At 50.7% G+C, this 18104-nt stretch carries 19 protein-coding genes and 3 tRNA genes; 13 read left to right on the top strand and 9 right to left on the bottom strand.

The features are described 5' to 3' along the window. The 5 genes from ACTF5Z_RS07615 to ACTF5Z_RS07635 form a co-directional block, all read left to right on the top strand. On the top strand, positions 1-470 hold a 470-nt coding region (locus ACTF5Z_RS07615; protein WP_438985123.1), incomplete at its 5' end, for a DUF3410 domain-containing protein. Continuing rightward, on the top strand, positions 470-850 hold the full coding sequence (msrB, locus tag ACTF5Z_RS07620; RefSeq protein WP_438985124.1) for a peptide-methionine (R)-S-oxide reductase MsrB: 381 nt from the start codon (positions 470-472) through the stop codon (positions 848-850). The genes ACTF5Z_RS07615 and msrB, both read left to right, overlap by 1 nt. 58 nt (positions 851-908) lie before the next feature. After that, positions 909-1958 carry a hypothetical protein gene (locus tag ACTF5Z_RS07625; protein WP_438985125.1) on the top strand — a complete coding sequence of 350 codons (1050 nt, stop codon included), beginning with the start codon at positions 909-911 and terminating at the stop codon, positions 1956-1958. A 66-nt stretch (positions 1959-2024) separates the two neighbouring features. Then, a complete protein-coding gene (locus ACTF5Z_RS07630; protein ID WP_423848782.1) occupies positions 2025-2417 on the top strand; it encodes a hypothetical protein in 393 nt (130 codons plus the stop codon). Then, positions 2417-4828 carry a putative bifunctional diguanylate cyclase/phosphodiesterase gene (locus ACTF5Z_RS07635; protein ID WP_438985126.1) on the top strand — a complete coding sequence of 804 codons (2412 nt, stop codon included), beginning with the start codon at positions 2417-2419 and terminating at the stop codon, positions 4826-4828. The genes ACTF5Z_RS07630 and ACTF5Z_RS07635 overlap by 1 nt, the downstream gene beginning before the upstream one ends. A gap of 14 nt (positions 4829-4842) precedes the next feature. Here ACTF5Z_RS07635 and ACTF5Z_RS07640 read toward each other — a convergent pair. From ACTF5Z_RS07640 to ACTF5Z_RS07650, 3 genes are all read right to left on the bottom strand, one after another. Further along, positions 4843-4918, bottom strand: a tRNA-Gly gene (locus tag ACTF5Z_RS07640). A 25-nt stretch (positions 4919-4943) separates the two neighbouring features. Continuing rightward, positions 4944-5019 (bottom strand) — tRNA-Glu (locus ACTF5Z_RS07645). A gap of 71 nt (positions 5020-5090) precedes the next feature. After that, positions 5091-5468, bottom strand: a complete 378-nt coding sequence (locus tag ACTF5Z_RS07650) for a PA2817 family protein (RefSeq protein WP_438985127.1) — start codon at positions 5466-5468, stop codon at positions 5091-5093. A 71-nt stretch (positions 5469-5539) separates the two neighbouring features. On the opposite strand from ACTF5Z_RS07650, the gene ACTF5Z_RS07655 reads away from it, so the two are divergent. The 4 genes from ACTF5Z_RS07655 to ACTF5Z_RS07670 all read left to right on the top strand — a co-directional run bounded on the left by ACTF5Z_RS07655 (position 5540) and on the right by ACTF5Z_RS07670 (position 8476). Beyond that, positions 5540-6460: an ABC transporter ATP-binding protein gene (locus ACTF5Z_RS07655; protein WP_438985128.1), complete on the top strand. Its 921-nt coding sequence runs from the start codon at positions 5540-5542 to the stop codon at positions 6458-6460. After that, positions 6457-7230 carry an ABC transporter permease gene (locus tag ACTF5Z_RS07660; protein ID WP_438985129.1) on the top strand — a complete coding sequence of 258 codons (774 nt, stop codon included), beginning with the start codon at positions 6457-6459 and terminating at the stop codon, positions 7228-7230. Before ACTF5Z_RS07655 ends, ACTF5Z_RS07660 begins: the two co-directional genes overlap by 4 nt. Positions 7231-7250: 20 nt before the next feature. Next, complete coding sequence (locus ACTF5Z_RS07665) at positions 7251-8066, top strand: NADPH-dependent 7-cyano-7-deazaguanine reductase QueF (RefSeq protein WP_438985130.1); 816 nt, start codon at positions 7251-7253, stop codon at positions 8064-8066. Between the two features lie 68 nt (positions 8067-8134). Beyond that, positions 8135-8476, top strand: a complete 342-nt coding sequence (locus ACTF5Z_RS07670) for a zinc ribbon domain-containing protein YjdM (RefSeq protein ID WP_438985131.1) — start codon at positions 8135-8137, stop codon at positions 8474-8476. Positions 8477-8480: 4 nt separating this feature from the next. Here the strand turns inward: ACTF5Z_RS07670 and ACTF5Z_RS07675 are convergent, their stop codons facing one another. After that, positions 8481-10091 (bottom strand): phosphoethanolamine transferase, encoded by a 1611-nt coding sequence (locus tag ACTF5Z_RS07675; RefSeq protein ID WP_438985132.1) that lies wholly within the window; start codon positions 10089-10091, stop codon positions 8481-8483. A 173-nt stretch (positions 10092-10264) separates the two neighbouring features. Here ACTF5Z_RS07675 and ACTF5Z_RS07680 point away from each other — a divergent pair, with 173 nt between their 5' ends. Together ACTF5Z_RS07680 and ACTF5Z_RS07685 are read left to right on the top strand one after the other, a co-directional pair. Continuing rightward, positions 10265-11461 (top strand): CaiB/BaiF CoA transferase family protein, encoded by a 1197-nt coding sequence (locus tag ACTF5Z_RS07680; RefSeq protein WP_423848788.1) that lies wholly within the window; start codon positions 10265-10267, stop codon positions 11459-11461. A 3-nt stretch (positions 11462-11464) separates the two neighbouring features. Continuing rightward, positions 11465-12355, top strand: coding sequence for a hydroxymethylglutaryl-CoA lyase (locus ACTF5Z_RS07685; protein WP_438985133.1), 891 nt, complete (start codon positions 11465-11467; stop codon positions 12353-12355). On the opposite strand, the gene ACTF5Z_RS07690 is transcribed toward ACTF5Z_RS07685, so the two are convergent. Next, positions 12352-13134 (bottom strand): SDR family NAD(P)-dependent oxidoreductase, encoded by a 783-nt coding sequence (locus ACTF5Z_RS07690; protein WP_438985134.1) that lies wholly within the window; start codon positions 13132-13134, stop codon positions 12352-12354. The two genes, ACTF5Z_RS07685 and ACTF5Z_RS07690, sit on opposite strands and share 4 nt — an antisense overlap. An 11-nt stretch (positions 13135-13145) precedes the next feature. Further along, complete coding sequence (locus ACTF5Z_RS07695; RefSeq protein WP_423853053.1) at positions 13146-13970, bottom strand: SDR family NAD(P)-dependent oxidoreductase; 825 nt, start codon at positions 13968-13970, stop codon at positions 13146-13148. Between the two features lie 212 nt (positions 13971-14182). On the opposite strand from ACTF5Z_RS07695, the gene ACTF5Z_RS07700 reads away from it, so the two are divergent. After that, the gene (locus ACTF5Z_RS07700) at positions 14183-15583 is read left to right on the top strand and encodes an alkaline phosphatase (RefSeq protein WP_438985135.1); all 1401 of its coding nucleotides are present in this window, start codon (positions 14183-14185) and stop codon (positions 15581-15583) included. 70 nt (positions 15584-15653) lie between these two features. Here the strand turns inward: ACTF5Z_RS07700 and ACTF5Z_RS07705 are convergent, their stop codons facing one another. Further along, positions 15654-16370: a YebC/PmpR family DNA-binding transcriptional regulator gene (locus ACTF5Z_RS07705; RefSeq protein ID WP_438985136.1), complete on the bottom strand. Its 717-nt coding sequence runs from the start codon at positions 16368-16370 to the stop codon at positions 15654-15656. Between the two features lie 33 nt (positions 16371-16403). Beyond that, positions 16404-16491 (bottom strand) — tRNA-Ser (locus tag ACTF5Z_RS07710). 246 nt (positions 16492-16737) lie between these two features. Here ACTF5Z_RS07710 and ACTF5Z_RS07715 point away from each other — a divergent pair. Then, complete coding sequence (locus ACTF5Z_RS07715) at positions 16738-17442, top strand: Coq4 family protein (RefSeq protein WP_438985137.1); 705 nt, start codon at positions 16738-16740, stop codon at positions 17440-17442. 18 nt (positions 17443-17460) lie between these two features. Here the strand turns inward: ACTF5Z_RS07715 and ACTF5Z_RS07720 are convergent, their stop codons facing one another. Next, positions 17461-17979, bottom strand: coding sequence for a gamma carbonic anhydrase family protein (locus ACTF5Z_RS07720; protein WP_438985138.1), 519 nt, complete (start codon positions 17977-17979; stop codon positions 17461-17463). Positions 17980-18104: the final 125 nt, after the last annotated feature.

The raw sequence follows: 18104 nt of genomic DNA on the forward strand, positions 1-18104 counted from the left end.
CCCCGGTCGTCGTTTTGGACTGCTGGGAGAATGAGCCCTCGATTCATCAACAGCTAGTACCGATGGTCTCAATCGCAACACCTCACATAGCGGGTTATAGCTACGATGGTAAGGTCAGAGGTTCCGTGATGTTGCGCGATGCGTTGGCGAAGCATCTGGCGTGTGAGACCATTGATGTTTCGTTTGATAATGACTTATGTCTAAATTTGGACAGCAGGCTATCATTAGCGTTGTCCGTTACCAATCTAGTGACTAACATTTACCGTGTCGACGCCGACGATGCTCGGTTTCGACGTGCCCTGGCAGAAGCGGATTCAGAGTCTGGCGGGCGCTGGTTTGACGACCTGCGACGGAACTATCCAACTCGGCGAGAGTTGTTGGGAGCCAAGGTCTCTGTCGACGCCCGCACGGACAGTCTGGAACGGTTGGCCCAGTGTTTTAAATTACAGCTCATTGACCGGAGTTCATAATGGATGACAAAACGATTGATTGGCGTACTAAGCTGACCCCCGAGGCGTTCAAAGTGTGCTGCGAGAAGGGCACAGAACGTGCTTTTACTGGCGCATTTTGGGACCATTCAGAAGTCGGTACTTATCACTGCGTCTGTTGTGACACGCCGTTGTTTCGAAGCGACACAAAATTCGATGCGGGTTGCGGTTGGCCCAGCTTCTTCGAGCCTCTGCGTGATGAGGTGATACGAGAAACCAAGGACACGTCTCACGGAATGGTCCGTGTTGAGGTTATGTGCGATAACTGCGGTGCTCACTTGGGACATGTGTTCCCAGATGGTCCGCCGCCTACAGGATTGCGCTACTGCATCAATAGCGTTTCGCTCACATTTCACAATTAAGCGTGTTAGAATTTGCTAAAACAAGTATGCTAATCGAAAAATGTCGGATGTATCCACAATGAAACTGCGTTACTTAAGCACCTGCTTGGGGCTTGTGATGACATCACAAGTTCAAGCGCATGGCATGGCCCCTGCGAGTGGCTGGCAAGTGAATTTCTTTACTCACGCGAACTCCATTCAGCGCGAGGAGGGCACCACAAAGCGGGAAGAATTCACTTTGGGTGAATCCACCTTATTCGTTGCCACTAATTTGGGCAATCGGTGGTCGGCGCTGACAGAAATCACCTACCAGCCCAAGCTTTACCGCGATGATACGGTCAAAGTCGAGCGCCTGCAGCTGCGCTATGAGCTCAACGACGATCAGTACTTTGTGTTAGGTAAAATTCATACGCCAATGAATTACTGGAACGACACCTATCACCATGGACGGGTATTTTTCCCGACGATCTATCGGCCACTGGCGTTCGAGCGTTTTATCCCTATTCACGACATCGGTTTGCGCTGGGGCGGTCGCGGGATTGGCGACAATGATCTTTTTTTCGACTTGGTGCTGGGTTCGGGTATCACCGCCGAGGCTGAGCACGAGTTCTTTGGGAATGGCATAAATTCGGCGACCGCTTCGGTAGGGTTTTATCCGACGCAAGACTGGTCACTCCAGATAGGTTATTACGCCGATACGCTCATTGATCATGAGACGCTACCCGGCCATCAGATGCACGCCGTGCCGATGCCGGGCGATGCTGGACAAGATTTAGACTATGAATTGTTTGCCTTTTCGTCGCAGTTTGAAAATGACAAATATCGTGCTTTGACCGAAGTCTCTATCAACCGCACCGATGCTTCCGATTGGAATTATTCGATATTCCAGTACGGCGCTTACAAGGTAACACCGGACTTGTCGCTTTACGGCTATTACGATATCACTTCGGTTGAAGATGGTGGCGTGCATTTTGCGCCCGGCGAAGAGATTCGAGCGGGTCTAGGCCTTAGCTATTTTTTCACGACCACTGGGGTGGTCAAGTTTGAGTTGATAGAGCATGAGAACGACATGCTTCCTGACGCAAAAGACGGCCTTGAGCTTCGCATGCAAGTTGCTGTGGGCTTTTAACGTATGCTGTGCTTGCGAACCAGTAATCGCCTGACCTCGCATCTAGGATGCTTGGTTGGTCTTTGTTTGCTTTGGCTGTTTGTGCCCGACAGTGTCGCTGCCGCAGACTTATACGTGGTGGCTGCAAAAAATGCCAATGGAAGTACTACCGCCATTAATGTAAGCGAAATCATCACGGGCAAACAGCGTAAGTGGTCGGATGGGGCGCCAATCGTGGTGATCTTACCGAGTAAAGAGGCGCCACATTTTAATGCTGTAGGGGATCATTGGTTTAACGGGTCGGGCTCTGCGATGCAACGACACTGGCTTCGGCTGGTTTTTAGCGGACGAGCGAACGTCCCTATTTATGCGAAAAGCGATGCTGAAGTGCTAGCCATTTTGGATCGAACCGAGGGGGCAGTAGGAGTCGTCAAGGACGTACCGCCTGAAACATACCAAGTTCTGTCCGTCATTAATTAATGAAGCCACGCTCTATCGCCCTCAAGCTCAGCATTCCCGTTTTGCTGGGCCTGGTATTTTTGGTAGCCTTGCTGTTGGTCATTGTCCCGAATCAGCAGCAGCGAATACTTACCCAAAACTTAAACTCCGAGCTTGAGAGCATTGCAGCGGCGTTGGTCATCAGCGTGCAGTTCGCGATCGAGCAAGAAGATCTGGGTTTACTGGGTCAAGTTAACGGATTCATGCAGGACAATCGCGAGGTGAGCGTCGCTGGGATTTACCTGCTGGAAGAATCGGGCGAGCAGTTGGTCGCGGAGTTTCCGGCCAACGTCGGCTTAGAGCAACATTTGCGCTCGGGATCAGATGACTATCTGTTAGTGCGGCTACCGTTTAAGGCCGGCGGCATGTCAGGGCGTGTCCTGGTAGGGTCTGAGCGCCAAAAATTGCAGGCGAATATCTGGCGCGTCCAGCTCCCGCTTTACATCGCCTTCGCTTGCCTGGCGCTTGTTTTTGGCTGGATATTTATAAATCTAAATCGTGGCGTCGTTAGCCCTTTACTCCGCTCGGCGACTATTGCGAATCGACTCGGTGCCGGCAATCTTGATGTGGATATACCGATCGATAGCGACAACCGCGAAGTAAGCTCGCTGACGACGGCGCTGGTGGAGCTTCGTGACAATTTGGTCGCGGCAAATTCGGCCCATGACGCTCTGCTACGTGATCTCGAGAATCAGGTGGCGAGTCGAACCTCCGAGTTGAATCAAACCTTGGGAGAGTTGAACGAAAGTTTCAACCGGCTGAACGTCGTCTTGGGCGCGGCCAACGCCTTAGTGTGGACGTTTGATCGTATTAACGATGTGTTCCACTTTAACGGTGCGACTGAGGATCTATCGAATATAGGGCTTGATGACAACTCCAACGTCACGGTCGAGCAGATATTGGACAAAGTGCATCCTAGTGGGCGGGCAAGGTTAGTCGAGAAATTCTCGTCCTACCTGCTCGAGGGCGCCGAGCTCGACGAGCAGGTACAGCTTGAGGTTTCTAATGGCAACTATCGCTGGTTCCACTTGACCGGCGTGCCGATACAGCAAGACGCCAAACGCGACGAACTCGCACTTGGGTCAATGATCGACATGGACGACCGAATTCGTCAAGAACAGCGCATTTGGGAAATGGCTCATTCCGATGAGCTCACCGGAACGGGCAACAGAACGCGGTTCACAATGGCTTTTGATGAAGCGATTCAAACCGGCTCGTCTGGCACGCTGATGCTGGCGGACATCAATGATTTCAAGCTCATCAATGACACCAAAGGGCATGTCGTGGGCGATCGAGTTCTAATCGCTTTTGCTGAGACTCTTAAACGTCACCTGCCGGCACAAGCAACTGTTGCTCGCTTAGGCGGCGATGAGTTTGGTGTGGTAACGGTGCCTGAACTCACACAAGCAGACCTGGAAACTTTGTTTCAAAGCCTTAAGGCCGATTTGGGCGGACGAGCGGACTTTGGTTTAGAGGTGCCGGTGTCAATCAGCTTGGGAGCTGCACACTTTCCGCTACACGGACAAGACCTAGAGTCCGTGATGCACTGCGCCGATGTGGCGATGTATCACGCTAAGCAGAGTAAGCTGGGCGGTAGCGCTAGCTCGGTGTTTTATCCCGGCATGGATGCCGAGCGCCTTACTCGCAGCGCTCTGCGGACGCGCATTGATCAAGCACTCAACAACCGTGATCTGGAAATATGGTATCAGCCTGTTTGGAATGACGATTCTGCTCATTTCCGACGCTGTGAGGCCTTGTTACGTTGGCCTGGGGAGTCTATTTCTATCCAAGAAGTGATTGATGCCGCAGAAGAAAGCGAGTTGATTTTACGGCTTGGCGAGTTCGTAGTGGATGAAGTGTGCTCTTTTTTAGCAAGCCTGGAGCCTCACCAAGCGGACTTGGCGGTATCCATCAATATTTCGCCGGTGCAGTTCCACTACCAAAATTTGGAAGATTTAATTAAGAGCACCTGTGAGCGTTATAAACTCGATCCAAGCCAATTGATGATAGAAATTACCGAACGAACTACGATCGAGAACGCGGAACTTGCCGGCAAGGTGCTCAGCGCATTGAAACAGCTGGGGCTGGATTTGGCGCTGGATGACTTTGGCACAGGCTACTCGAGTTTGAGTACTCTACATGAGCTCGAAATTGACTGGATTAAAATCGACCGACGTTTCGTGCAAGATATCGATACCAATAGAAATAGCTATCAAATTGTTAATGCACTGATGAGGATGGCGCAAGCTCTTGATATCGAAGTCATCGCAGAGGGGGTTGAGACGGATCAAGAGCATGCAACTTTGCGTGCACTGGGTGTCAAAGTGATGCAGGGCTACTATCACGCACGACCCATGGGACGACGGCAATTACTGGAATTTCTTGAAGCGTAACGAGGACTTTCTTCTGGAGCGGGAAACCGGGTTCGAACCGGCGACCTCAACCTTGGCAAGGTTGCGCTCTACCAACTGAGCTATTCCCGCGAGAGATCACTGGAGCTTGATTAAGTGGCGTCCCCTAGGGGGTTCGAACCCCTGTTCCCGCCGTGAAAGGGCGGTGTCCTAGGCCACTAGACGAAGGGGACGCAGTAGGACTTAACCAAGTGGCGCGCATTGTAGGTAGCCAGCAGGTTGGAGTCAAGCGAAAGACGTCGACTTATTGTAATTTTTTTAAAGATTCTTTTGCTTGCTCCCAATCAAAGAATTTTTGTTGCATTTGCGCTTCGAATCTCATTTCGTCAATAGCCTGATAGGCCGCAATTTCCTCGTCAGGCATGAAGTGCAAACAATCACCACCCACAAGATAAAGTACGTCTCTAGGAAACAGCGGTGTCATATCGGCGTAATGAGTAAAGAGCGCAACGATTTGTCGTGAGACTGCATCATAGTCTTTAAGCCCGCACGCCGCCGATGTTGATGTCAGCCACGCCTTGAATGGATGGTCGGGATGCAAGCTCTCAGTCTTGTGAGTCACTTCTTCTAAAAAGCCATTGAGTTGCTGAAAAAGTCGAGTTTCGTCGTCAGATTGCTTCATGTGAGGTCGTTTATCGTTGCTGAAACCGTTACAATGCGCGCTCGCTTTTTTGAGACGAGGCCCCCGCGCTTATGGTACCAGCCCTAGCGATAGAAAACCTTAGTAAAACCTACGGCAATGATTTTCAGGCCCTTAAGGGTATTAGTATGCGAGTCGAGCAGGGTGATTTTTTTGCGCTTCTCGGCCCCAATGGTGCAGGCAAGTCCACAACTATCGGTATTATTTGCTCGTTGGTAGACAAGACGGGCGGTCAAGTCAAAGTCCACGGTGTCGATATTGATACCGATTTTCCGGCCGCTAAAAAATTCTTAGGTGTTGTTCCCCAAGAGTTTAATTTTAATGTCTTCGAAAAAACCCGCGATATTCTGTTAACGCAGGCTGGCTATTACGGCATTCCCCGAGGGGTAGCTGAGGAACGTGCTGATCACTTCCTCAAAAAGCTTGGGCTTTGGGAAAAGCGTGATACGGCGTCACGAATGCTCTCGGGCGGCATGAAACGCCGCCTTATGATTGCTAGAGCACTAATTCATGAACCGAAACTCCTGATTCTCGACGAGCCTACGGCAGGTGTCGATATCGAGATGCGCCGGTCAATGTGGGAATTCCTTCAGGAGATCAACGCAGCGGGTACGACGATCATTCTAACGACCCACTACCTAGAAGAAGCTGAGGCTTTGTGTCGCAACATAGCAATTATCGACCATGGTCAGATCGTCGAGAACACCTCAATGAAATCGTTAATACGTCGCTTGCAGAAAGAGGTGTTCATTTTAGATTGTCGTGATGATTTGCCCGAGGAGATCAGCGTAACGGGATTCGTCACACACAGGCTCGATACACACACGCTAGAAATTGAAGTCGAAAAAGGCCAAGACCTGAATTCTGTGTTCCACAGCTTGAGCGAGCAGGGCGTCTGTGTTCAAAGTATGCGCAACCGAGCCAATCGTCTTGAAGAAATGTTTGTCAATTTAGTAGAGAGCGCAAAAGTATGAATGCCAGAGAACAGTACATCGCCTTTATGACGATCCTGCGGAAAGAAGTGCGCCGCTATACTCGAATTTGGACGCAAACACTGCTGCCCTCTGCCATTACCATGTCGCTTTACTTCGTGATATTCGGTTCATTAGTGGGTTCAAGAATTGGCGAGATGGGTGGCTTCACTTACATGCAATTCGTGGTGCCGGGCCTCATCATGATGGCGATTGTGACCAACTCGTACAGCAATGTGGTTTCCTCGTTCTTTGGCTCTAAGTTCAATAACAGCATCGAGGAGCTTCTGGTCTCGCCCACGCCTAATTACATTATCCTGTGGGGCTACATCATTGGGGGCGTGACACGTGGTTTAGCGGTAGCCGTTATTGTGACTGGCGTAGCGCTTTTTTTTACACAACTTTCAATTCATAGCTTCCCAGTCGTCATTGGCATCGTGACATTGACCTCGGTATTATTCGCCCTGGCGGGCTTCATCAATGCCGTCTTTGCGAACTCGTTTGACGATATCTCGATCGTACCGACTTTTGTCTTAACTCCCCTAATTTATTTGGGTGGCGTCTTTTACAGTCTTGATTTATTGCCGGAGTTTTGGCGCGGCGTGTCGCAGTTAAATCCATTGGTTTATGTTGTCAATGCATTCCGCTACGGCGTTCTAGGGGTCTCGGATGTCAGCATTGAGTTTGCTTTTGCCATGATCGCCTCATTTACAGTGGTAGCCTATTTGTACTGTATGCACCTCCTCAATAGCGGCACCAGGCTGCGACAATAAGTGCGAGGGCAGTGAACATTATGGCTAACCCGAAGTTTGTTCTGGGAGAAAAGGTCGCAGCGCCCTCTGCGTATACGCCAGATATTTTGTACCCCATTCCTCGGGCTCTCGCTCGAGACACCCTGGGCTATAGCGCTACGACACCAATGTTTGGCGTCGACCAGTGGCACTTGTATGAGTTGTCATGGTTGAACACCGCGCGAAGCCCCGAGGTGTACGTGGGGAGACTGACGGTGCCTGCTCATTCCGAGTGTATTGTCGAGTCTAAGTCGCTGAAGCTGTATCTGAACTCATTAAATTTTACGGTGTTTGAATCTACCCAGAGCGCAACGCAAACCATTTGCGATGATCTGTGTCGAATTTTAGGTACCCCTGTGCATCTCGAATTATTTGATGTAACACCAAGCGACCTCGCTGGAGGTGTCTTACACGGCATCAATCTTGATCAACACAAGCAGCTCCCCATCGTTGAAGAACCAAACCCAACGACACTTCAGGCCGCCACAGACGCCTTGGTGAGCGCGGCATGGCATACGCATCGATTGCGAAGCTTGTGCCCGATTACCGCGCAGCCCGATTGGGCAAGCGTGCAGGTGGTTTGGGAAGGTCCAGATCTGTGTCCTGAGTCTTTAATGCAATACCTGTTGGGTTATTATCAGCATCAGGAATATCACGAGCAGTGCGTCGAACGTATTTATTTGGACTTGCTAGGACGTTTTAAGCCGGCGTTCTTATCGGTGCAGGCCTTCTATACGCGCCGAGGTGGTATTGATATTACGCCGTTTCGAAGCAATGATCCCGACGTAAAACCACTTGTTCGCTTGATGCGTCAGTAAATTAAAAACGAGCATCAACCGCTTCTGCGGTTTACTTTTATGGTTTAATACGCCCTTTTGAGGGAAGCATGTCCACCACGTTACCAAGTTGTCCAAAATGCTCATCTGAATACGTTTATTTTGATGGTTCTTTGTTCGTCTGCCCAGAATGTGCAAATGAGTGGAGTGAGAACGATACCGCTGCAGACGTCGACGAATTCGTCGTCAAAGATGCAAACGGAAATCGTTTGGAAGAGGGCGATAACGTAACCCTCATTAAAGACCTTAAAGTCAAAGGCTCGTCGTCGACCGCAAAAATCGGCACCAAGGTTAAGATCAATCGTTTAGTCGACGGCGATCACAACATCGACTGCAAAATCGAAGGCATTGGCCCAATGATGTTGAAGTCGGAGTTTGTAAAAAAAGCCTAGCAAGCTAGCTTACAGAATCACAGTGTTCCAGCATATTCAGTTCGGGCGAGGTTACAGCCGAATGAATGCCGAGCAATTGCATTAAAGTGTAAAATATATTGTCGTGGGAACTGGCCTCGGAAGCCTGATATTGAGCAAGGCAGCCTCGCAATTCGTTTTGATGATGGTTTGTCCAGAGCCACATGGGTACGTGTTTCTGCTCGTCTGGCGCGAAGCTGTACGGCAGACCGTGGAGGTAGACGCCTGAATCGCCTAGTGATTCCCCATGATCTGAGACATAGAGAACCGATACCGCGCGCTGTGTAAAACGGCTCGCCAGTTCGATAATTTTTGAGTTGATGAAGTCACTGTACAAAATCGTGTTGTCGTAGGTATTAATGAGCGCTGCTTGATCGCAATTTTGAATGTCACTGCGGGGGCAATCTGGTGTAAATTCGCGGTATTTATCGGGATAGCGTCGAAAATAGGTCGGGCCATGTGAGCCAATCTCGTGTAGAACGATAAAGCTGTCCTGCTTGTCCAAGTTCTTTAAGTTTGTCTGCAATCGGTCTAAGAGGATAGAGTCAAAACAATAGTCACCATCGCACTGCTCGGGGTCTGCATCGGTCGGGATTCGTTCGTAGGTTTGCCGTAAACACATCCCTTTGCAGCTGCTATTGTTGTCGATCCAAGTAACGTCCACACCTGCATCCTGCGCCAGATCTAAAAGGTTCTGCCGTTGTCTCGCCTCGTTGGCGGAAAACGCTTTTCGCGACAGGTCAGAAAAGATACAGGGAACCGACACGGCGGTCGCTGTGCCACAGCTGATCATATCTTTAAAATACAGAGGTTCGAAAGATCGTGTGAAGCGGTTGGTATCGCGCTGGTAGCCGTTATAGGCGAAGTGATCCGCTCTGGCTGTTTCGCCTACAATGACAATCGTGAGTCTTGCGAGGTTACCTGCGTGGCGTTCGAGCACTGGTTGCTCGTCCAGGGTAACAAAATTCTCGGCACTGTAGCTGAGTTGGTCGTGCCAGTAATCGTAGGTGTTATCCACCCATTCAAACGGGATCAGCTGTCGTTTGAGCTCTGGGTTATTTCGAGCTGTGGCCGCAAATTCTGCGTAGCAGCTTAAGGTTAAAGCTCCAGCAATGCCCAGTACCACGGCATTGGTCATACACTTTGCCAAGACTTCTCGCAGCAGCGGGCGGTAAGAAATTTGAATTTTGAGCAACCATAAGCTACTGAGCAAAACTAGGCCAGTCACGATTAAAACCGCTGACAGTGATAGATAGCTCGTTGCCTCGGACGCGTCGGTTTCGAATATATTCTGGATCATACCGTAGTCGAAGACGACACCGTAGCTTACCTGAGCGTAAACAACGAAGCACGAGATGATAAAAAGCAAAGCGGTTATCGGTTTCGCTATCAGGGGCCAGACCCACAAGCTTGCTAATAAATGAAGAAGAGCAAAGAGCAGACATGGTAATGCTACTAGGAACAGGAAAGAGGTGTTCTCGGTCTTGTCAGCGACGGCGTATGCAGCGCGCAGGAAGGGTAAATTGAAAACAGTTAAGAACACTAAAGCAGTAATAAGAGTGAACTGGTTGCTTGTCAGCTGAAATCTATTTGTCATAACCCAATGAAGTTGTGCTGTTGAGTAGCGAATGTTACGGGCTATTTCTTAAGTGTTAATTAAAGTGTACGGGTCGAGAGAGACGCGGCCTTCGGGATAAAAAAGTCAAACCAAACGTCTGAAGCGGGTATACTTGGCATCGAGTAGACAGCGAATTTCAAGGAACTCATGGAATGCCGGCGAAGCCCCTAGACGGAATTAAAGTGATAGAGATTGGTCAGCTAGTGGCCGGCCCATTTTGCGGTACGCTTCTAGGGTATTTTGGTGCAGAGATTATTAAAGTAGAGTCTCCAGGAAAAGGGGATGCTCTGCGCGGCTGGCGCGCGTTGGATGAATCCGGTACGTCCTATTGGTGGTACAGTATTGCGCGCAACAAAAAATCTGTAACCGCGAATCTGCGCACTGAGGCGGGTAGAGCGGTAGTCAAACGACTCATAGAAACTGCTGATGTGGTTATCGAGAACTTTCGTCCAGGTACAATGGAGAAGTGGGGGCTCGGTCCTGATGACTTTAAGGAATCGAATCCCAGTTTGGTGTATACGCGAATTTCAGGGTACGGCCAAACAGGACCCTTAGCAACGCGTCCGGGGTACGCTTCGGTGTCAGAGGCATTCAGTGGTTTTCGGTATCTAAATGGGTTCCCTGACCGCCCCCCCGTCCGGCCTAACCTCAGCATGGGCGATTCGTTAGCAGGTCTGCACGCTGCATTTGGAACCTTGCTGAGCTTGCTTCACCGGGAGCGACACAATGCTCCGGGGCAAGTCGTCGATATCGCGATCTATGAATCGATGTACAACCTCATGGAATCAGTGGTTCCTGAGTATGTCGCTACGGGAGCTGTGCGCGAACCCTCAGGTTCGACTCTAACTGGGATTGTGCCAACGAATACGTATCTGTGTGCCGATAAAAAATATGTTGTCATTGGCGGTAACGGTGACTCAATCTATAAACGTTTGATGCACGCTGCAGGCCATCCGGATCTAGCCGAAGACCCTCGCATGGCGGATAACGCGGGCCGGGTAGAACATGAGGCTACGATCGACGCTGCCTTGGCCGACTGGACCGCGTCTATCACTTCGGTCGAGGTGCTGCGTATTCTGTCCGATGCAGACGTCCCCTCAGGCCCGATGTACTCGGTAGAAGATATGCTGGTTGATCCGCAGTATCAAGCTCGCGGCATGTTCGAGACGGTTCAAGGACAAGAGGGTGAGGTCACTATTCCTGCCATTATGCCTAAATTAGGAACAACACCTGGGGAGACGCAATGGGCAGGGCCAGGCGAAGTTGGTGGTTCGAGCGAAGAGGTTTATTTGGCCGCAGGTTTTTCTGAATCAGAAATACAGGCTTTGCGGGCTACTGGGGATATTTAAACGATGGATGTCATTATTAACGAAGTCGGACTGCGCGACGGTTTGCAGAATCAGCCGACGATTGTATCTACCCAAGACAAGCTAACATTGTTGGAGTTATTGGAAACAGCGGGGCTTAAGCACATCGAGGTCGCCAGTTTTGTGCACCCCAAAGCTGTGCCGCAAATGGCAGATGCCGAGGCCGTCGTGGCGGGTTTGGATTTTGGCAAGAGTCAAGTTTACAGCGGTTTAGTCCCTAATCTAAGGGGCTATGACCGCGGTGTCGCGACAGGTTTAAGCGAGTTTGGTTTAATCATGTCTGCATCCAGTACCTTTAGCGAGCGCAACGTGAAAATGACGCTGGAACAATCTTACCAAGCGTGCGTAGAGGTGATTAAGGCTTGTCTACGCGATGGAAATCGCTCGAGAGTCTATCTATCTTGCTCTTGCGCTTGCCCTTACGAGGGGCGCATTCAAGAGTCGGTGGTGCTGGATCTGGCACGGCGATTACTGGACGAGGGCGCTCATGAAATCTCTATTTCAGACACCATTGGCGCGGGCACCCCAAATCAAATTTTCGATTTAACTCAACCTTTAATCGCAGATTATGGCGCCGGGTCGGTAAATTTGCATGTTCATGACACGCGAGGAGCGGCTTTGGCCATGGTATGGTCAGCGTATCTGGCGGGAGTTCGGAGCTTTGACGCGTCCATCGGTGGGTTAGGGGGTTGCCCGTTCGCTCCGGGTGCAACCGGCAATGTCGCGACGGAAGACTTAGTCTACATGTTCAACCAAAGTGGTATTCGCACCAATATCAATTTTAATGCCCTTGAGCCAGCTGTGGCATTTGCGGAAAAAATCACAGCAAGCTCACTTGGCGGCAAATCGATGCAGTGGCGTCGCAGCCAGTGCTAGGCGCCGTCCATGCTTACAGCGCCCATGCTGAGCTCATTCTGGCGACCACCATCGACGGGCAATAAGACGCCAGTGATGTAAGACGCTGCGCTCGACCCCAGAAAAGCGATCGCCTCAGCGACTTCCTCGGGGTTGCCAATGCGTTTCATGGGAATCAGCGATTCCAGATATTGTTTGCTGCCTTCATCAGGAATCACGGCTTTGGTCGGTTCGGTAAGAATCGCGCCAGGAACGACGGCGTTCACCCGCACGCCTGCGGGCGCCCATTCGATTGCGGCGTTGCGGGTCATTGAGTTTACCGCTCCCTTGGCAGCGGCATAACCGGTCATGTAGGGTGTGCCAAGCTGAGCAACAACCGAGGAAACATTGACCACAGCGCCCCTGGTTTTGGCAAGATGTGGATAGGCTTCGCGCATCATGAACAAAGTACCGTCGACCGTCACAGTAAAGTTTTTGTGCCAAACGTCAGTCGGGTGTTGGTCGATTAGACTCGCCTCTAGCAGGGTCGCGTTGTTTACTAAGAGGTCCAGCTGTCCGTATTCCCGAATCACGATGCTGAATAGCGCTCTGACTTGCTCTTCGTCAGCAATATCGCAAGTCTTTGCTAAAGCGGTCCCACCCGCATTCCTAATCTGCTCGACAACCTGCAAGAGCGGCTCCTCCCGTCGCCCGCATACGACGACTTTGGCGCCTATTTTCGCTAACAACAGGGCGGTCGCTTCTCCTATACCTGTTCCGCCCCCAGAGAGCAGCACAACTTTATTCTCATAATTGACCATTTAAAAATCCCTTACAGTAAATGCATGCCGCCGTTAGCGCACAAGGTATGTCCCGTGACGTATGAGCTCTCGTCGGATGCCAAATAAAGCACCGCGTTAGCAATTTCAGACGGCTCAGCCAGGCGATTGAGCAAAACGGCCTGTGCAATTTGCGTCCGCCACTCTTGAGAAATACCTGCCATCGCGGGTGTGTCGGTTGGACCGGGAGCAACGGCATTCACCCGAATACCGCGGGCACCTAGTTCCTGCGCTAGTGCCTTGGTGAGACCCAAGATCGCGGCTTTGCTTGCGCAATAATGGGCACCACCTTCGCCGTTCAAAGCCGAGGTTGACGAAATATTGACAATCGAACCGGTTCGACTCTGCGCGCTCATGACCTTCAGGACTTCTCGGCAAAAGTAAAATGTCCCGTTGATATTGACGTTCATGACAGCTAGCCAGCCATCATCTTGCATGTCAATGGTGTGGTCAGCGTACACCGTAGGCGTTTCACCTGCGGCAAACTGGGCCGCACGCTGGGCCATGCGTTGCTGGAAAATATCGGATCCATCATTGGGCGCCATACCGATGCCTGCATTATTCACCAATACATCAATGTGCCCGTAGCGCTCAGTGACTTCGGTTACGACAGAGGCTACCTCTGTGCTGTTGCCGACATCACACGCAAGCGCCATTCCTGCTGTGACAAAGCCGTTTAGGGTCTCCTGAACACTCGCTAGGTTTAAATCTACAGCAACAACCGTTGCACCGTGTTGTGACAGCGTCGTCGCGATCGCTCGGCCGATTCCTTGCCCTGCGCCCGTGACGATCGCGATTTTTCGTTCGAGTCGACTCATGTAGTACCCTTATCATTGTTCGATGTCACCAAGACTGCAGGATTGTGGGTGTCAAGGTCTACCCTCATTTGGATGAGACGGCTCGGCGCTCCCAGCATGTGAACGATCACTTGTCATTACGCGCAGTTTATTGAAAACTGTGCGCCTTTCTGACTTGTTGCGTTTTTAATACCGCCACACCCCACAATAACAATAGCTTAGGAAAAATATTCATGCGACCACTTTTAATGCGCCTACCGAACCTAACCTCTTTTTTGTTGTTAACGCTTTTAACGCCGACAGTCATGGCTCAAAACGTCATTTTGATTATTGGTGACGGTATGGATGATCACCAAATAACGATGGCGAGGAATTACTTACACGGAGCAAAAGGACAGTTAGTACTCGACACGTTGCCCATCAGGGGCGCGGTGCAGGTCGTGACCCTAGATCACGAGGATCCGACAAAAGTGATTTACGTAGCAGATTCTGCCAACAGTGCGACCGCGATCGCTACCGGACAAATCACCAGCCGTGGACGAATTTCGACCTCGGCAGACAGCGATAGAGATTTCCAACCGGTGACAGTCGATTTAAAGCAGGCGGGTTACGCAGTTGGCATCGTCACCACCGCGAGTGTGACCGATGCGACGCCCGCTGTTTTCATGGCTAATATTGCACAACGATTTTGTGAAAATCCCGACATGATGGTGCAGGCCAAAATTGGGGGTAATTGGTATGCGGACTGTGAACAAGACCTCATTGCCAAGGGTGGGAAAGGCTCTATTTCAGAGCAAATCGCTAACTCTTCTGTAGACCTTGTATTGGGAGGAGGATCGAAACATTTTTTACCAAATGCAGAAGGTGGTGACATCACTGTTCTTCAGAAAGCACAAGCCTCTGGTTACCTATTCGTCGATAGTTTGAGCTCGCTAGAGCAGGCGGTAGCGAACAGCCAGGATCGTATATTGGGCTTATTTTCACCTAGCACAATGCCAGTACGCTGGCAGGCAACCGGCGGAGTGGCCGCCGAAGAGCCAGCGCCAAGTCTACTAAATCACGTTCATGAGTATTTAGGCGACGTGACCTTGCCTACTCCAGTGCCGTGTGAAGCCAACCCCAGCTACGGCAATACGCCCCCACTAGCGGCAATGACCGAGTCGGCAATAAAACAGTTGAGGAAGCGGTCAGAAAAAGGATTCTTTTTGATGATTGAGTCTGCGTCTATCGACAAGCAGAGTCATGCGCGCAGACCCTGTGGCCAAATTGGCGAATTACAGCAACTCGATGAGACTTTGAAAATTGCTCTAGATTTCGCAGCCACTCACCCCGACACCCTGATCCTTGTTACTGCCGACCACGGGCAGGCGGCTCAAATCATACCAAATAACAGCTTATTCAACGGCTATGGTATTCCGGTTTATACCCCCGGGCGCTTGCAGCGGTTGATCACACCCGAAGGCACGATTATGGCAATGAATTATGCAACGAATGACTTTCAGGCAGAGGAGCACACGGGTGTGAATATACCGATATTTGCAAATGAGCAGGGGCGTGATTTAGTGCCCGCGTTCATGATGCAATCTGATATCTACGATCTGATTAAAGATTACCTGTTACCTGAGTCTCAGTAAGACAGGCTTTGTGCAGCTCAGCGGTAAAAAAAAAGGGGGGCTGTTGCCCCCTACCAATTCGTCACCGATGCTATAGCTCGACGTTGTGATACACGTTTTGCACATCGTCTAGGTCATTGAGCATATCGATAAAGCGGTCGAAGGTCTCGATGTCGTCGCCTTCAAGCGTTGTTGTGTTTTGCGCAATAAACTGGATTTCGTCAACCTCATACTCGACATCGCCTAAAGCATCCGAGAGCGCTTTTTTTGCCTTGAACGAATCGGTATGCGGGGCGAATACGGTCAACATTCCGTCTTCGTTTTCAATGTCGGAGACATCCACATCAGCCAACAAGAGGGCTTCGAGCACACTTTCTTCGTCGTCACTCGCAAATTTTAGAATGCACAGATGGTCGAACATGTGGCTAACCGCACCTTGCGAACCAATTTTCGACTTGGTTTTGGTAAAACAAAACCGTACATCGCCAAAGGTTCGGTTGGGGTTATCGGTGAGGCATTCGATTATCACCATGCAGTTACCGGGGCCGTAGCCCTCGTAGCGAGCCACCTCGAAGTTCTCTCCTGCGCCGCCTTTGGCTTTGTCGATCGCCTTATCAATGACGTGCGCTGGAACTTGGTCTTTTTTAGCGCGATCAATGATGCCGCGCAGTGCCAAGTTACCGTGAGGATCGGTGCCGCCCGACTTAGCTGACACATAAATCTCGCGGGCGTACTTACTGTAAACCTTGGCCTTTTGGTCCGAGGTTTTCGCCATAGATTCTTTACGGTTCTGATAAGCTCTGCCCATAGTGGTATCCGTGCTGATTGATCGTGAGCAATATGGCGGTGAGGGAGGGATTCGAACCCTCGGTACGTTTCCGTACACACACTTTCCAGGCGTGCGCCTTCGACCACTCGGCCACCTCACCAGCGGCGCGAAGTCTATCAGACTTTCGCAGTTTAGGTCACCTATGGAATGCAAAAAGGCGTGGGATTAGGGTAGGTGGTTTCGCTAGCAAGCGAGCGTGTAGCTTCGACCACTCGGCCACCTCACCAGAGACGTTGTAAGCCGACGTTCTTGGTAGAGTGTTTAACGAGACCAGCCAAAAATACTTATGCTCTAGCTGGAAACGCGGTATGATTTTAGCTGGATTTAGTCAATCATGGGTCTAATCATGGCTGCAAAGACAACAACCAAAGAAGCGTTGCAAGCGCTGCGTCGACTGCTGAGCGATCCAGAGGCCACTGATGAAGTCTTTACCGTCATTCGTGGATTCAGCGGCAATAGCTTTGAAAAGGAGTTTCAGCGCTTTGTTCGGTCTGAATCGGGTCAGCAAATTCTAGCAAACAAACAAGAGTTGCTGGACGTCCTAAAATCAGACTTATCTCAACACCCGGCCAATTCGCTTGGGGGCACATACTCGCGATTCTTGCGCCTTGAAGGCCTATCGGCTGATGGTTTAGTAGATGCATCCGATCCCACCCAAGAAGTGTTTGATGAACCTATGCGCGCTAAGTTCGGTCGACGTCAACGCGATCAGCACGACCTATGGCACACGGTGACCCAGTACGGTAGAGATGAACTAGGCGAGTTGTGTCTGCTGGCCTTTACCTACGCACAAACCGGGAACCGAGGCATAGGGCTTATCGTTTTTTTTGGCACCCTAAAGTACCGTAAACTGATCGGGAATAAGGTGTTCAAAGCCGTAAGAGAGGGCTACCGAAATGGCAAGCGCTGCGCGTGGTTACCTGGTGCGGTTTGGGAGGAGTTGTTGGCACGGCCGATCGAAGAGGTCAGGCAACAACTTAAACTGCCCGAACCCACAACTTACTGGGCATGTCGAGGCGGCGAACGATTCTCCTCTCTACAGCCCATCTAAGCGCAAGCCTACGCTACGCTAATCGCCTTCGAAGAGCGCTTTGAAACGGGCGCCGTTTTTAATGTAATGCTCGGTCCCCATGCGTACCATAGCAATTTGCTCATCACTCAGAGTGCGTTTCACTTTTGCTGGCGCACCGACAACGAGTGAATTGTCTGGTATCTCCATTCCCTCAGGTACGAGCGCATTTGCACCAATAATGCAGTTTTTTCCAATTTTCGCACCGTTCAACACGACCGCATTGATTCCGATAAGCGAGCCAGACCCAATTGTGCAGCCGTGAATCGTGGCGTGGTGACCGACCGTAACATACTCACCAATATCAGCTTTAAAGCCCATATCGGCGTGCACCATAGCCAAATCCTGCACATTGGCACCTTTACGCACGATGATGTCCTCGACATCTCCACGAAGCACACACTGAAACCAAACGCTGGCGTCCTCGGCTATAGCAACTTTCCCTATGATGGTTGCATTGGGCGCGACAAATGCGTTGTCAGCGATAAGAGGGGTACTGCCGTTGAAGGGTATAATCATCATCTTTCCTTAGAGTTCATTCGGCAGTGTTCGTCTGCCAGTTCAAGTTCAAATGTCGTGTGGTGAATGTTGAAAGGTTTTAGCAACGCGCTTATCTCTTGCTTAACAGGGATATGACTCGCCGT

The organism is Aequoribacter sp., from assembly GCF_965659035.1.
Lineage (GTDB): Bacteria > Pseudomonadota > Gammaproteobacteria > Pseudomonadales > Halieaceae > Aequoribacter.